Here is a 13619-nt window from a genome sequence, read left to right as displayed (position 1 = left end):
CCCATTCCCTCGGAAAGCGCGTGGTACGCGGGAAATTAAGGGTTGAGCGCCGCTTCGGCTCATGACCCACTATACAGATAGGGAGAACTGGCGCAACGGCACGCCCGGGCCAGTTTAATACGGAACGCTCCAGCAAAACGGAATCGCTCACATGCCCGAGAATCAGCTCGGCCGGGAGACCAGCCCCTACCTGCTCCAGCACAAGGACAACCCCGTCCATTGGATGGCCTGGGGCCCGGACGCCTTCGAGCGGGCGAAGCGCGAGAACAAGCCCATCCTGCTGTCGGTCGGCTACGCCGCCTGCCACTGGTGCCACGTCATGGCGCACGAGAGCTTCGAGAATCCGGAGATCGCCGAGCTGATGAACGACCTGTTCGTCAACATCAAGGTGGACCGGGAGGAGCGGCCGGACGTCGACCAGATCTACCAGTCGGCACTCGCCCTGCTGGGGCAGCAGGGCGGCTGGCCGCTGACCATGTTCCTGACGCCGGAGGCGGAGCCCTTCTGGGGCGGCACCTATTTCCCGCCGACATCCCGCTACGGCCGGCCGGGCTTCCCGGACGTGCTACAAGGGGTGGCGGACACCTACCGCACCAAGCCGGAGAACGTGACCCGCAACGTCACGGCGCTGAAGGACGCGTTGGGCAAGCTGTCGGAGAACAAGGCCGCCGGCGCCATCGACATGGCGGTAATCGACCAAATCGCCGAGCGGCTGGCGCGGGAGGTCGACCCCTTCAACGGCGGCATCGGCAACGCGCCGAAGTTCCCGCAGGTGCCGATCTTCGAGCTTCTGTGGCGCGCCTGGCAGCGCACGGGGAAGGAGCCCTACCGTGCCGCCGTGCTGAACACGCTGGCCCACATGAGCCAGGGCGGCATCTACGACCATCTGGGCGGCGGCTTCGCCCGCTATTCCGTGGACGAGATGTGGCTGGTCCCGCATTTCGAGAAGATGCTCTACGACAACGCGGAGCTTCTCGATCTGCTGACCCTGGTCTGGCAGGAGGAGCGGGAGCCGCTGTTCGAGGACCGCATCCGCGAGACGGTCGGCTGGCTGCTGCGCGAGATGATCGCGGAGGGCGGCGCCTTCGCCGCGACGCTCGACGCCGACAGCGAGGGGGAGGAAGGCCTCTTCTACGTCTGGAACGAGGAGGAGATCGACCGGCTGCTCGACGGCCCGGACGCCGCGCTGTTCAAGCGGATCTACAACGTCACGCCCCAGGGCAACTGGGAAGGCGCCACGATCCTGAACCGCCTGCACCGGATCGAGCGGCTGGACGACGAAACGGAGGCCAAGCTGGCGGGCCTGCGCGCCGTCCTGTTCCGAGAGCGCGAGACGCGGGTCCGGCCGGGCTGGGACGACAAGGTGCTGGCCGACTGGAACGGGCTGATGATCGCCGCACTCGCCCATGCTGGCCTGGCGCTGGACGAGCCGGACTGGATCGCCGCCGCGCAACGCGCCTTTGCCTTCGTCCGCGACCACATGCATGACGGTGGGCGATTGCGCCACAGCTGGCGGGCCGGGCAGTTGAAGCACGCCGCGACGCTGGACGACTACGCCCACATGACGCGCGCCGCCCTGGCGTTGCATGAGGCGACCGGCGATCCGGCGATGCTGGAGCAGGCGCGGGGCTGGGTGGCGGTGCTCGACCGGCATTTCTGGGACGGGGAGGCGGGCGGCTACTTCTACACGGCCGACGACGCGACCGACCTGATCATCCGGACCAAGTCGGCGCACGACAGCGCGATCCCCAGCGGCAACGGCACGATGCTGGCCGTGCTGGCGACGCTCTATCACCGCACGGGCGAGGACGCCTACCGGGAGCGCGCCGACGCGCTGGTCGCCGCCTTCTCCGGGGAACTGGGCCGCAACTTCTTCCCGCTGCCCACCTTCCTGAACGCCGTGGAGCTGTTGCAGAACGGGGTGCAGGTGGTCATCGTCGGCGACCCGCAGGGGGCGGACACGCGGGCGCTGCGCCGGGCGGTGCTCGACCAGTCTCTGCCGAACCGCATCCTCAGCCTGGTTCCGCCGGGAACGGACCTTCCGGCCAGCCATCCGGCGCACGGCAAGGGCATGCAGGGTGGGGTGGCCGCGGCTTACGTCTGCACCGGCATGACCTGCTCGCCGCCGGTGACCAAGCCCGACGCCCTGGCCGACGCGCTGGACCGGAGGTGAAACCATGGGACGCCTGACCCTCGACAGCCCGCTGGGGCCGCTGACCCTGACCAGCGCCGACGGCGCGATTGTCGCGCTCGACTGGGGTCACCAGGGGGACGACGCGCCGGATTCGGTGCTGGAGGAGGCCGCCCGGCAGCTCGCCGACTATTTCGCGGGCCGGCGGACGGGCTTCGACCTGCCGCTGGCGCCACGTGGAACGGCCTTCCGCCAGAAGGTCTGGGCGGCGATGCAGGCCATCCCGCCGGGTACGGTGCTGACCTACGGCGACGTCGCCCGCATGCTCGACAGCGCGCCGCGCGCGGTCGGCGGAGCCTGCGGGGCGAACCCGATCCCGGTCATCATTCCCTGCCACCGCATCGTCGGCAGCGGCGGCGCGCCCGGCGGCTATTCCGGCTTCGGCGGGCTGGAGACCAAGGACTGGCTGCTGCGGCACGAAGGCTTTCGCGGGAAGCCCGGCAAGGCGGTGACAGGCGCCAAGGCCAGGGATAGGCTCACGCTACAGCTCTTATAAGAAGGGGGAAGGACCCATCATGGTTCATGCGATCCGCATCCACGAGTATGGCGGACCCGAGGCGCTGCGCTGGGACGAGGTCGAGGTGGGCGATCCCGGCCCCGGCCAGGTGCGGCTGCGCCAGACCGCCGTCGGGCTGAACTACATCGACACCTACCACCGCTCCGGCCTCTACAAGCTGCCGCAGCTGCCGGCCGTGATCGGCACGGAGGGCGCCGGCGTGGTGGAGGCCGTGGGGCCGGACGTAACGACGCTGAAGGTCGGCGACCGCGTCGCCTACGCGCCGCTGATCGGCGCCTACGCGGAATCGCGCTTGGCACCCGCCGACCGGCTGGTCCCGCTGCCCAGCTGGATCGAGGACCGCCAGGCCGCCGCCATGATGCTTCAGGGCATGACGGCGCAGTTTTTGATCCGCTCCACCTACGCGGTGCAGCCGGGCGACACTATCCTGGTGCAGGCCGCGGCCGGCGGCGTCGGGCTGATCCTTTGCCAATGGGCGAAGCACCTCGGCGCCACCGTCATCGGCACGGTCAGCAGCGACGAGAAGGCGGAGCTGGCGCGGGCCAACGGCTGCGACCATCCCATCGTCTACACCCGCGAGAATTTCGTGAATCGGGTGAAGGACATCACGGACGGGCAGGGCGTGCCGGTCGTCTACGACGGCGTCGGCAAGACCACCTTCATGGACAGTCTGGACTGCCTGCGCCCGCGCGGCTTCATGGTGCTGTTCGGCGCGGCCTCCGGCCCGGTGCCGCCGCTCGACCTGCAGCTGCTGGCGGCCAAGGGCTCGCTCTACGTCACGCGGCCGACGCTGTTCACCTACGTTGCCAAGCGCGACGACATGATGACGAGCGCCGCCGACCTGTTCGAGGTGGTGCACGCCGGCGGCGTTAACATCAACGTCCGCCAGACCTTCCCGCTGCGCGACGCCGCGGAAGCCCACCGGGCGCTGGAGTCCCGCGGCACCACGGGGTCGACGGTGTTGTTGCCGTAAGGGTGTGTTGGGTTTCGCTTCGCTCCACCCAACCTACGGGCCAAGGCCTGGGTAGGTCGGGTGGAGCGAAGCGAAACCCGACGTCAACGCGTCAACATCAATGCGTCACTCCGCCGCCCACAGCGGGTTCTTCAGCTTCGTCAGAAGCTCCGCATGGGCTAGCAGCTCCTCCTCGCTCGGGGCGTGGGGGCGCGGGGCGCGGTAGGGGCGGTCGATGCGGATCGACGTCCCGCCGTTCCCCAGCGGGCCGGCGGACAGGGCGAGGCCCGCCTGGCGGCCGCCCAGCAGCTCCAGATAGACCTCCGCCAGCAGCTGCGCGTCGAGCAGGGCGCCGTGGTAGGTGCGGCTGGAATTGTCGATGCCGAAGCGCTTGCAGAGCGCGTCCAGGGTGGCCGGGGCGCCGGGGAACTTCTGGCGCGCCATCATCAGCGTGTCGACGGCGCGGTCCTTGGGCATCACCGGGTAGCCGGCGATCTTCAGCTCCCAGTTCAGGAAGTTCATGTCGAAGGCCGCGTTGTGGATCACCAGCGGGGCGTCGCCGATAAACTCCACGAAGTCCGCCACCACGTCGTTGAACAGAGGCTTGTCGGCCAGGAACTCCCCAGTCAGGCCGTGCACCGCGACGGCGTCGGCCGGCACGTCGCGTTCCGGGTTGATGTAGCGGTGGAAGTTCCGGCCCGTCGCGACGTGGTTGACCAGCTCGACGCAGCCGATTTCGATCAGCCGGTGCCCTTCTTCAGGCTTGAAGCCCGTCGTTTCGGTATCGAGCACGATTTCACGCATGAACCACCTGTCCCGGCTGGTAACCCCGCGGCGGCCAGTGCCGGCCGCGGAGACGTTTCACGTCCGCAATGATCTTCCGCAGGGCCCGCCGGGTGTGATGGCGACCGTCGCCGGTGTTGACGACGTAATCGGCACGGCGGCGCTTTTCCGCGTCGGGCGTCTGCCGCAGCAGAATAGCGGCGAACTTCTCCGGCGTCATGCCCGGCCGCGCGAGGACCCGCGCCTTCTGCACCAGGAAGGGGGCGGTGACCACGACGGTGCGGTCCACGCGGCGCTCGCCACCGGTCTCGAACAGCAGGGGGATGTCGAGCACCGCGACCTTGACGCGCCGCCGCGCCGCCCGGGCCAGGAAGACTCGCTGCGCCTCCTTCACCGCCGGGTGCAGGACGCCCTCCAGCCGCTTCAGCGCCTCCGGATTGCCGAAGACCGCGGCGCCCAGCGCCCGGCGGTCCACCGCGCCGTCGCGGACCACGCCGGGGAAAGCCGCGTCGATGGCCGGCACGGCCGCGCCGTGCTTGCCCAGCAGCCCGTGCACCACGGCGTCGCTGTCGCACACCGGCGCGCCCATGCGCTTCAGCATGCGCGCCGCCGTGCTCTTGCCCATGCCGATGGACCCGGTGAGGCCAAGCACGATCATGATCGGTCTGCCATGGTGTGGACCTTCTTCTCCCTCTCCCCTCTGGGGAGAGGGTCGGGGTGAGGGGGTTGAGGGGGGACCGGGCAGCTCTGCATCTGCCGGAGCCCCCTCACCCTGACCCTCTCCCCGGAGGGGAGAGGGAACTGGTCAGCGCTCAGCCCGCCAGGACGACGCGGCGCAGTTCCTCGGTCACCTCGGGTTCGGTGCCGAACCAGGCGGCGAAGCCGGGGCGGGCTTGGTGGAGCAGCATGCCGACGCCGTCGACCACCCGGTTGCCGCGGGCCTGCGCGGCTTCCAGCAGCGGGGTGATCAGTGGCGTGTAGACGATGTCGGTGACGACCGCCGAGGCGGGCAGGGCGCGCAGATCGAGGTCGAGCGGCGGCTGGCCGGCCATGCCCTGGGTCGTGGTGTTGACGACCAGGGCCGCCCCCTCCAGCAGGGTTTCACGTGAAACCCAATCGGCGACTTCGATCGCGCCGCCGATATCTCCGGCGAGTTCCTCTGCCCGCGCACGCGTGCGGTTGATCAGCCACACCAGCGGCGCTCCCTCGTCCAGCAGGGACGCGACGACCGCGCGCGCGGCGCCGCCGGCACCGATTACCACGGCCGGTCCATCGGACGCTTTCCAGCCCGGCGCGCCGCTCTTCAGGTTCTCAATGAAGCCGAAGCCGTCGGTGTTGCGGCCCTCCAGCGCGCCATCCTCGCCCACCACGATGGTGTTCACGGCACCCATGCGCTTGGCCGTGGCGTCCAGCCGGTCCACCGTGCGCCAGGCGGCTTCCTTGTGCGGGACGGTGACGTTGCAGCCGCGGAAGCCCAGCGCGGGCAGGGCGCGGATTGCCTGCTCGATGCGGTCGGGCGGGACGGACAGGGGCACATAGGCGCCGTCGATCCCGTAGCGCTCCAGCCAATGGCCGTGCAGCCGGGGGGAGCGCGAATGCCCGACCGGCCAGCCCATCACGCCGGCCAGCTTCGCCTTGCCGCTGATCATCATCGCGTCCTCACTCCCCAATCACACCGTGCACGCGCAGGAACCCGAGCAGCGGCAGAAGCGGCAGCCCCAGGATCGTGAAGAAATCGCCGTCCACGCGCTGGAACAACTGCGCGCCCAGCCCTTCCAGCTGGTAGGCGCCGACGGAGTGCAGCACGCCGTCGCCGGCCCGGTCCAGATAGGACTCCAGGAAGGAGTCGCTGAAGGGGCGCATGGCCAGCCGGGCGCGGTCCACCTGGTGCCACAGCCGCTCCCCGTCGCGCACCACCACGGCGCAGCTGACCAGCCGGTGCGTCTTGCCGCGCAGATCCTTCAGCTGCTGCCGCGCCGCGTCGCGGCCGGTCGGCTTGTCGAACCACCGGCCGTCGCATTCCAGCATCTGGTCGGCGCCAATCACCAGCGCGCCGGGATGCTTGCGGGTGACGCGTTGCGCCTTCAGCTCGGCCAGGGTTTCCGCCACCTCGTCCACGCCGATGCCCTCGGCGCGGGCGGCGAGCTTGATCTCCTCCTCGTCCACCGCGGCGGGGGCCAGGGTGACGCGCACGCCGGCGCGCTCCAGCATCTCCGCGCGCGTCTTGGAGCCGGACGCCAGGACAACGGCCGGGCCGCTCACGACACACCGCCGGGCGCGCTGCCACCGCCGCCGCCCGGGAGCACGCCCCCCGGCAAACCGCCACCAGGAAGACCGCCGGACTGGCGCCGGGCGAGCAGCATCATGATCTCCGCCGCGGTCTCCTCGATGGAGCGGCGGGAGACGTCGATCACCGGCCAGCCGCGCCGGCTGAACATGCGCCGGGCGTCGGTCACCTCGTTGCGCACCACCTCCGGGTCGGCGTAGGTGGAGCTGTCGTTCTGGTTCAGCAGCTTCAGCCGGTTGCGCCGGATCTGGACCAGCCGGTCGGGGTCCTTGGTCAGGCCGACGATCAGGGGGCGGGTGATCTTCTCGATCTCCGGCGGCAGGGGGCAGCCGGGCACGATCGGGATGTTCGCCGCCTTGATGCCGCGGTTGGCCAGATAGATGCAGGTCGGCGTCTTGGAGGTGCGCGACACGCCCATCAGGATCACGTCGGCCTCGTGCAGGTCCCAGTTCGACTGGCCGTCGTCGTGGGCCAGCGCGAAGTCCATGGCGTCCATGCGGCCGAAATACTCGGCGTCCAGCGCGTGCTGGCGGCCGGGCTGGCGCTGGGATTCGACGCCGAGGAAAGCGGCCAGCGCGTTGATCAGCGGGTCCAGCACCGGGATGCAGGGGACCTGCACCTCGCGGCAGAAGTCCTGGAGCCGGCGGCGCAGCGTCTCGTCCACCAGCGTGAACATCACGAGGCCGGGATGCTCCTGGATGCCTTCCAGCACCATGTCGAGCTGCCGGTCGGTGCGCACGAGGTTCCAGAAATGCTCGACCGGACGCACGTCGTCGAACTGGATGACGCAGGCGCGGGCCACGCTGTTGATCGTCTCGCCCGTCGCGTCGGACACAAGATGCAGATGGAACTGTCTCATCCGTCCCCAAAGTGTTGTGGAGAACCCGATCCAAACCTGTGGATATCGGGGATCCCCGGATTCTGTCCCCTAGGGCGGGACTCACCGCCCCCGCTGGAGCCCCCTTCGGGATGATTCCGCCGCCCTCTTCGCAAGATGGGAACAACCGGCCGCGCGGACCATGTTATCCACGGGATTCCCAGGCTTCGTGATATAGCATTTCCGCCGTTTCCGGCGAAAGCGTCCGGAGTCGTCCACAGAATCCCGAATCGGTCCACAGGCGCCGGGTCCGGTTGTGGATGATTCCGGGCAAAGCGGGGATTCCCGCTATCCACAGGCTCCCTCTACCCCATCTTCCTTTCTCTTCTTAAAAAGAATACTGAGTAGGGGAGATAAGCCCGGGCGTTGGGATTCCGGGGAAAACTCCATCTGTAGGGAACGATCCGCCGTGTCCGAGATTCTGAAGCCCATGCTCGCCGCGCTCGCCGGCGAGGTGCGTTCGCGCCCGCCCTTCTGGCTGATGCGCCAGGCCGGGCGTTACCTGCCGGAATACCGCGCGCTGCGGGCCAAGGCGGGCAGCTTCCTGGACATGTGCTACAACCCGGACCATGCGGTGGAGGTGACGCTCCAGCCGCTGCGCCGCTACGACATGGACGCGGCGATTCTGTTCTCCGACATTCTCGTGGTGCCGCACGCGCTGGGGCAGCCGCTGGCCTTCCAGGAGGGCGAGGGGCCGAAGCTGGACCCTGTGAGAAACGTGGAAGACCTGAAGCGCCTGTCCCGCGACCGCTTCCACGAGCGGCTGGAGCCGGTCTACGAGACGCTGCGCCGGCTCTCCACCGCTCTACCGGCGCACACCACGCTGATCGGCTTCGCGGGCGCGCCCTGGACCATCGCCTGCTACATGGTGGAAGGGGCGGGATCCAAGGAATACGCCCATGTGAAGCGCTGGGCCTACGGCGACCCCGCCGGATTCGGGATGCTGATGGATCTGCTGGTCGAGGCGACCGCCGACTATCTCTGCACCCAGATCGAAGCGGGGGCGGAGGTCGTGCAGCTGTTCGACAGCTGGGCGGGCGTCCTGCCGGCCGGGGAGTTCCGCCGCTGGGTCATCGAGCCGACGCGGCGGATCGTCGCACTGGTGAAGGCGCGCCACCCCGGAATCCCGGTCATCGGTTTCCCGCGCGGTGCGGGCCTCTGCTATGAGGACTACGTGTCCGGGGCTGGGGTGACCGCGGTCGGGCTCGACACCACCGTCCCGCCCCTCTGGGCGGCCCGCAACCTGCAATCCCACGTGCCGGTGCAGGGGAACCTGGATCCGATCATGCTGGCCGTCGGCGGCGAGGCGCTGCGCACGGCGGCCTGGGACATCCTGGAGACGCTGTCCGGCCGGCCCTTCGTCTTCAACCTGGGCCACGGCGTCATCCAGACGACCCCGCCGGAGCATGTGGCCGAGCTGGCACGCCTGATCAAGGAATGGCCGCAGCGGGGCTAGAATCCGAACCGGAGGGGCTGGACAGGGGCGCGGCCGCGCTCCAGTTTAGCGCACCATGTCCGTCCCACCACCCGGTTCCCGATCGATGCAGCGCGTTGCCGTCGTCCTGTTCAACCTCGGCGGGCCCGACAGCCCGGAGGCCGTGCGGCCGTTCCTGTTCAACCTGTTCGCCGATCCGGCGATCATCCGCATCCCGAATCCGTTCCGCACGATTCTCGCCAGCTTCATCTCCGGCCGGCGCGCCAAGGCGGCCAAGGCGATCTACGCCGAACTCGGCGGCAAGTCGCCGCTGCTGGAGAACACCGAGGCCCAGGCCGCGGCGCTGGAATCGGTCCTGCGTGGGGAAGGGATGGAGGCCAAGGTCTTCATCGCCATGCGCTACTGGAACCCGATGAGCGCCGAGACGGCGGCCCGGGTGAAGGACTACGCGCCGGACCTGGTGGTGCTGCTGCCGCTCTACCCGCAATTCTCCACCACCACCACGGGCTCCAGCGACCGCGTCTGGCGGGAGGCGGCGAAGACGGTGGGGCTGACGGCGCCGACGCGGCTCGTCTGCTGCTACCCGACCCAGGCGGGCTTCATCGACGCTTCGGCCGCGGTGATCCGGCCGCTCTACGAGCAGGCGAAGGCCCATGGGAAGCCGCGCGTCCTGTTCTCCGCCCACGGGCTGCCGAAGAAGGTCGTGGCCGGCGGCGACCCCTACCAGTGGCAGTGCGAGCGCACGGCCGAATCCATCGTCGCCGCGCTGGGCATCGACGACCTGGACTGGATCAACTGCTACCAGAGCCGCGTCGGCCCGCTGGAATGGATCGGCCCCTCCACCGACGAGGAGATCCGCCGCGCCGGCCAGGACGGCGTGCCGATCCTGGTGGCGCCGATCGCCTTCGTGTCGGAGCATTCCGAGACGCTGGTGGAGATCGAGATCGAATACCGCCACCTCGCCAAGGAGGTCGGCGTGCCCTGGTTCGGCCGCGTGCCGACGGTGGGGGTGGAGCCGGCCTTCATCGACGGGCTGGCCCGGCTGGTCCGCCTGTCGGCCGGGACCAAGGCGCCCATCTGCGCCCAGAACGGCGGCAAGGTCTGCCCGGAGGGCTTCTCCGGCTGCCCGCAGCAGGCCCGCACGTAAATCCACGAAGAAGGGCCACAAAGAAGGGAAGGGGAGTTTGGTGCTGTACGACTGGATCAAGGCGCTGCACGTCATCAGCATCATCGCCTGGATGGCCGGCATGCTCTATTTGCCGCGGCTGTTCGTCTACCATTGCGAGACGGCGCCGGGCTCCGACTCCTCGGAGCGGTTCAAGGTGATGGAGCGCCGCCTGATGCGCGCCATCATGAACCCGGCGATGATCGCCTCCTTCGTCTTCGGCATCGCGCTAATCGCGCTGAATCCCGGCTGGATGAGCCAGGGCTGGCTGCACGCCAAGATCCTGTTCGTGCTGGGGCTGGCCGCCGTGCACGGCATGATGTCGCGCTGGCGCAAGGACTTCGAGGCCGACCGCAACACCCGGCCCCAGCGCTTCTTCCGCATCATGAACGAGGTGCCGACCCTGCTGATGATCGGCATCGTCATCTTCGTGATCGTGAAGCCGTTCTGAGGAAAGCACCGTAGGTTGGGTGGAGGCGCAGCCGAAACCCAACACACGCTCCCATGCCGACGATATTGGGTTCCGCTGGCGCTGCACCCAACCTACACGTTCCGGAATCGCCGCGTCAGCGCCTTCTCCGCCTCCACCACCAGGAACACCGCCACCGCCGCCGCGGCCATCCAGGCCCAGTCGGTCCAGCCCACGGCGGCGGTGCCGAACACCCGCTGCAGGGGCGGGGCGTAGGTGAAGGCCAGCTGCAGGGCCAGCATCAGTGCGACGGAGATCCACACCGGCCGGCTGCCGAACAGGCCCGCCCGGTTCAGCACCGAGGCGGAGATCGCCCGCGCGTTGAACAGGAAGGCGATCTCGCCCAGCACCAGCGCGTTGACGGCCATGGTGCTGGCGACCTCCGGCGGGTCGCCGTGGCCCTGGCGGTAGCTGAAGAAGCCGAAGCTGCACGCCACCAGAAGTGCCATCACCATCACCATCCGCGCGATCAGGACGGGCGGCAGGAGCGGCTCATTCGGCGGGCGGGGCGGGCGGTCCATCACGCCGGGCTCCGGCGGCTCGAAAGCCAGCGCCAGGCCCAGCGTCACCGCGGTGACCATGTTGACCCACAGGATCTGCACCGGCGTGATCGGCAGCGCGTAGCCGCCCAGCACCGCGACCATGATCACCAGTGCCTGGGCGCCGTTGGTCGGCAGCAGGAACAGGATCGTCTTGCGCAGATTGTCGTAGACGGTGCGGCCTTCCTCCACGGCGCGGGCGATGGAGGCGAAATTGTCGTCGGCCAGCACCATGGCGGCGGCCTCCTTCGCGGCCTCCGTCCCCTTGCGGCCCATGGCGATGCCGATGTCGGCGCGCTTCAGCGCCGGCGCGTCGTTGACCCCGTCGCCGGTCATGGCGATGGTCTGCCCGGCCGCCTGGAGCGCCTGGACGAGCCGCAGCTTGTGCTCCGGCGCGGTGCGGGCGAAGACGTCGGTGTCGCGCGCCACGGCGCCCAGGGCCGCGTCGTCGAGCCCGTCCAGCTCCGCACCCGTCACCGCCGGGCCGGACAGGCCGAAGCGGCGGCCGATGGCCTGGGCGGTGCCGGCGTGGTCGCCGGTGATCATCTTGACCCGGATGCCGGCGGCTTGGCAGCGGAGGACGGCGGCGATGGCCTCCTCCCGCGGCGGGTCGATCAGCCCGCACAGGCCGAGCAGGGCCAGCCCGCCGTCCAGGTCCTCCACGGTCAGGCCGTCCGTCACCGGCGGATCGGTCCGAACCGCCAGAGCCAGCACCCGCTGCCCCTCGGCCGCGAGATCGTCCACCCGCTCCGCCCAGGCCGCCGCGTCGAGCGGCTCCGGCCCCGCCGGGCCGAGCACGCGGTCGCACAGGGCGAGCACCCGCTCCGGCGCGCCCTTGACGTACAGCCGGCTCCCGCCGGACGTACGGTGCAGGGTCGCCATGAACTTGTGCTCGGACTCGAAGGGGATGACGTCGGCGCGCGGGTGCGCCGCGGCCTCCGCCGCCGGGTCGAGCCCGGCCTTGCGGGCGAGCGCCAGCAGGGCGCCGTCGGTCGGGTCGCCCGACACGGTCCAGTCGCCGGATTCGTCCCGGTGCAGCGCCGCGTCGTTGCACAGCAGGGCGGCGCGGGCGAGGTCCGCCAGGACCGGCTCGCCGGCCGGGTCCACCGCCGCCGCGTCCCGCCGGAAGGTGCCTTCCGGCTCGTAGCCGGTGCCGGTCACCGCGTAATCCGCCGCCGCGGTGGCGACGGTCTGCACGGTCAGCTCGTTGCGGGTCAGCGTGCCGGTCTTGTCGGAGCAGATCACCCCGACCGAGCCCAGCGTCTCCACCGCCGGCAGGCGGCGGATGATGGCGTTGCGCCGGGCCATGCGGGTGACGCCGATGGCCAGCGTGATGGTCATCACCGTCGGCAGCCCCTCCGGAATCGCCGCGACGGCCAGCCCGACCGCGGCCATCACCATCTCCGCCCAGGGCTCCCCGCGCAGCAGCGTGCCGTACAGGAAGGTCAGGGCGGTCAGGATCAGGATGCCGACGGTCAGCCAGCGGCCGAAAACCGCCATCCGGGCGAGCAGCGGCGTGGTCAGCGTCTCCACGCCCGCCAGAAGCCGGCCGATGCGGCCCAGCTCCGTCGCGTCTCCCGTGGCCACCACCACGCCGATGGCCTGCCCCTGGGCCACCAGAGTGGCGGAATAGGCCATGCCGGCGCGCTCGGCCAGCGGGGCGGCGGGTTCCACCGGGTCGGTGGTCTTGGCGACGGGCACGGATTCGCCGGTCAGCGCCGCTTCCTGCACGCGCAGCCCCTTGGCCTGGATCAGCCGCAGGTCGGCCGGCACCCGGTCGCCGGAGCTGAGCGCCACCCGGTCGCCGGGGACCAGCTCCTCCGCCGGGACGGTGATCCGCCGGCCACCGCGCAGCACGATGGCCTGCGGCGACAGCATGTCGCGGATGGCGTCCAGCGCCTGTTCGGCCTTGCCCTCCTGCACGGCGCCGATCAGCGCGTTGATCAGCACCACGCCGGCGATCACCGCGGCGTCGATCAGTTCCCCCAGCGCCAGCGTCACGAGGCCGGAAGCGATCAGGACGTAGATCAGCAGGTTGTTGAACTGCGCGGCGAAACGCCGCAGGGCGGAGCGGCTCGGCGGCGGGGTCAGCCGGTTCGGCCCGACGCGCTCCAGCCGGTCCCGCGCCTCCGCCGCCGACAGGCCGCCCTCCGGGCTGTCCAGGGCGGCGAGCGCTTCGGCCGCCGGGCGCGCGTGCCAGGGCAGGGCGGCGGCCGGGGATGGCGTGGCCGGGATCGGCGTGATCGGGGCGTGGCGGTCCATGGTGATCGCTCCCTGTCCGGAACCTTCATCCGTGTACGTTGGGACCGGCCGGGCCATTCCTCAGGGGTTGCGGCACTATGACCCGCCGGAACGCCATGCCGGAACAGCCCTTTCCGGATTTTTCCACGGTTTCGCTTTCGTT

The 13619-nt window shown here is 70.0% G+C and carries 12 protein-coding genes; 6 read left to right on the top strand and 6 right to left on the bottom strand.

From position 1 onward, the window contains the following. The first annotated feature begins 151 nt into the window (after positions 1–151). Genes J2851_RS18145 through J2851_RS18135 form a run of 3 tightly spaced genes read left to right on the top strand, consistent with a single transcriptional unit; the run spans position 152 to position 3681 of the window. A complete protein-coding gene (locus J2851_RS18145; protein WP_209767799.1) occupies positions 152–2173 on the top strand; it encodes a thioredoxin domain-containing protein in 2022 nt (673 codons plus the stop codon). A 4-nt stretch (positions 2174–2177) separates the two neighbouring features. Beyond that, a complete protein-coding gene (locus J2851_RS18140) occupies positions 2178–2687 on the top strand; it encodes a methylated-DNA--[protein]-cysteine S-methyltransferase (RefSeq protein WP_209767798.1) in 510 nt (169 codons plus the stop codon). A 19-nt stretch (positions 2688–2706) separates the two neighbouring features. Beyond that, positions 2707–3681: a quinone oxidoreductase family protein gene (locus tag J2851_RS18135; protein WP_209767797.1), complete on the top strand. Its 975-nt coding sequence runs from the start codon at positions 2707–2709 to the stop codon at positions 3679–3681. A 105-nt stretch (positions 3682–3786) separates the two neighbouring features. Here J2851_RS18135 and dnaQ read toward each other — a convergent pair whose 3' ends face one another. The 5 genes from dnaQ to J2851_RS18110 all read right to left on the bottom strand — a co-directional run bounded on the left by dnaQ (position 3787) and on the right by J2851_RS18110 (position 7589). Beyond that, on the bottom strand, positions 3787–4464 hold the full coding sequence (gene dnaQ / locus J2851_RS18130; RefSeq protein WP_209767796.1) for a DNA polymerase III subunit epsilon: 678 nt from the start codon (positions 4462–4464) through the stop codon (positions 3787–3789). After that, positions 4457–5101 (bottom strand): dephospho-CoA kinase, encoded by a 645-nt coding sequence (gene coaE, locus J2851_RS18125; protein ID WP_209767795.1) that lies wholly within the window; start codon positions 5099–5101, stop codon positions 4457–4459. The genes dnaQ and coaE overlap by 8 nt, the downstream gene beginning before the upstream one ends. A gap of 154 nt (positions 5102–5255) precedes the next feature. Then, positions 5256–6095 (bottom strand): shikimate dehydrogenase, encoded by an 840-nt coding sequence (locus J2851_RS18120; RefSeq protein WP_209767794.1) that lies wholly within the window; start codon positions 6093–6095, stop codon positions 5256–5258. Positions 6096–6102: 7 nt separating this feature from the next. Then, entirely contained in the window at positions 6103–6705 is a 603-nt protein-coding gene (locus J2851_RS18115) for a Maf family protein (protein ID WP_209767793.1), read from the bottom strand. Further along, positions 6702–7589, bottom strand: coding sequence for a pyruvate, water dikinase regulatory protein (locus J2851_RS18110; protein WP_246500748.1), 888 nt, complete (start codon positions 7587–7589; stop codon positions 6702–6704). The genes J2851_RS18115 and J2851_RS18110 overlap by 4 nt, the downstream gene beginning before the upstream one ends. A gap of 448 nt (positions 7590–8037) precedes the next feature. On the opposite strand from J2851_RS18110, the gene hemE reads away from it, so the two are divergent. From hemE to hemJ, 3 genes are all read left to right on the top strand, one after another. After that, positions 8038–9063, top strand: coding sequence for a uroporphyrinogen decarboxylase (gene hemE / locus J2851_RS18105; RefSeq protein ID WP_209767983.1), 1026 nt, complete (start codon positions 8038–8040; stop codon positions 9061–9063). A gap of 85 nt (positions 9064–9148) precedes the next feature. Then, positions 9149–10189 (top strand): ferrochelatase, encoded by a 1041-nt coding sequence (gene hemH / locus J2851_RS18100; protein ID WP_209767792.1) that lies wholly within the window; start codon positions 9149–9151, stop codon positions 10187–10189. Positions 10190–10229: 40 nt separating this feature from the next. Continuing rightward, entirely contained in the window at positions 10230–10658 is a 429-nt protein-coding gene (gene hemJ / locus J2851_RS18095; RefSeq protein ID WP_209767791.1) for a protoporphyrinogen oxidase HemJ, read from the top strand. A gap of 92 nt (positions 10659–10750) precedes the next feature. Here hemJ and J2851_RS18090 read toward each other — a convergent pair whose 3' ends face one another. Beyond that, positions 10751–13477 carry a cation-transporting P-type ATPase gene (locus J2851_RS18090; RefSeq protein ID WP_209767790.1) on the bottom strand — a complete coding sequence of 909 codons (2727 nt, stop codon included), beginning with the start codon at positions 13475–13477 and terminating at the stop codon, positions 10751–10753. Positions 13478–13619 lie beyond the last annotated feature (142 nt).

This window comes from Azospirillum rugosum, from assembly GCF_017876155.1.
Classification (GTDB): Bacteria; Pseudomonadota; Alphaproteobacteria; order Azospirillales; family Azospirillaceae; genus Azospirillum; species Azospirillum rugosum.
Note: the sequence above shows the minus strand (reverse complement) of the source record. Positions and strands in the feature narration are given on the sequence as shown.

Bases quoted from the DNA above. Each gene is read 5' to 3' on its own strand.
- J2851_RS18145 (WP_209767799.1), top strand. From the start codon at position 152: ATGCCCGAGAATCAGCTCGGCCGGGAGACCAGCCCCTACCTGCTCCAG.
- J2851_RS18140 (WP_209767798.1), top strand. From the start codon at position 2,178: ATGGGACGCCTGACCCTCGACAGCCCGCTGGGGCCGCTGACCCTGACC.
- J2851_RS18135 (WP_209767797.1), top strand. From the start codon at position 2,707: ATGGTTCATGCGATCCGCATCCACGAGTATGGCGGACCCGAGGCGCTG.
- dnaQ (WP_209767796.1), bottom strand. From the start codon at position 4,464: ATGCGTGAAATCGTGCTCGATACCGAAACGACGGGCTTCAAGCCTGAA.
- coaE (WP_209767795.1), bottom strand. From the start codon at position 5,101: ATGATCGTGCTTGGCCTCACCGGGTCCATCGGCATGGGCAAGAGCACG.
- J2851_RS18120 (WP_209767794.1), bottom strand. From the start codon at position 6,095: ATGATGATCAGCGGCAAGGCGAAGCTGGCCGGCGTGATGGGCTGGCCG.
- J2851_RS18110 (WP_246500748.1), bottom strand. From the start codon at position 7,589: ATGAGACAGTTCCATCTGCATCTTGTGTCCGACGCGACGGGCGAGACG.
- hemE (WP_209767983.1), top strand. From the start codon at position 8,038: ATGCTCGCCGCGCTCGCCGGCGAGGTGCGTTCGCGCCCGCCCTTCTGG.
- hemH (WP_209767792.1), top strand. From the start codon at position 9,149: ATGCAGCGCGTTGCCGTCGTCCTGTTCAACCTCGGCGGGCCCGACAGC.
- J2851_RS18090 (WP_209767790.1), bottom strand. From the start codon at position 13,477: ATGGACCGCCACGCCCCGATCACGCCGATCCCGGCCACGCCATCCCCG.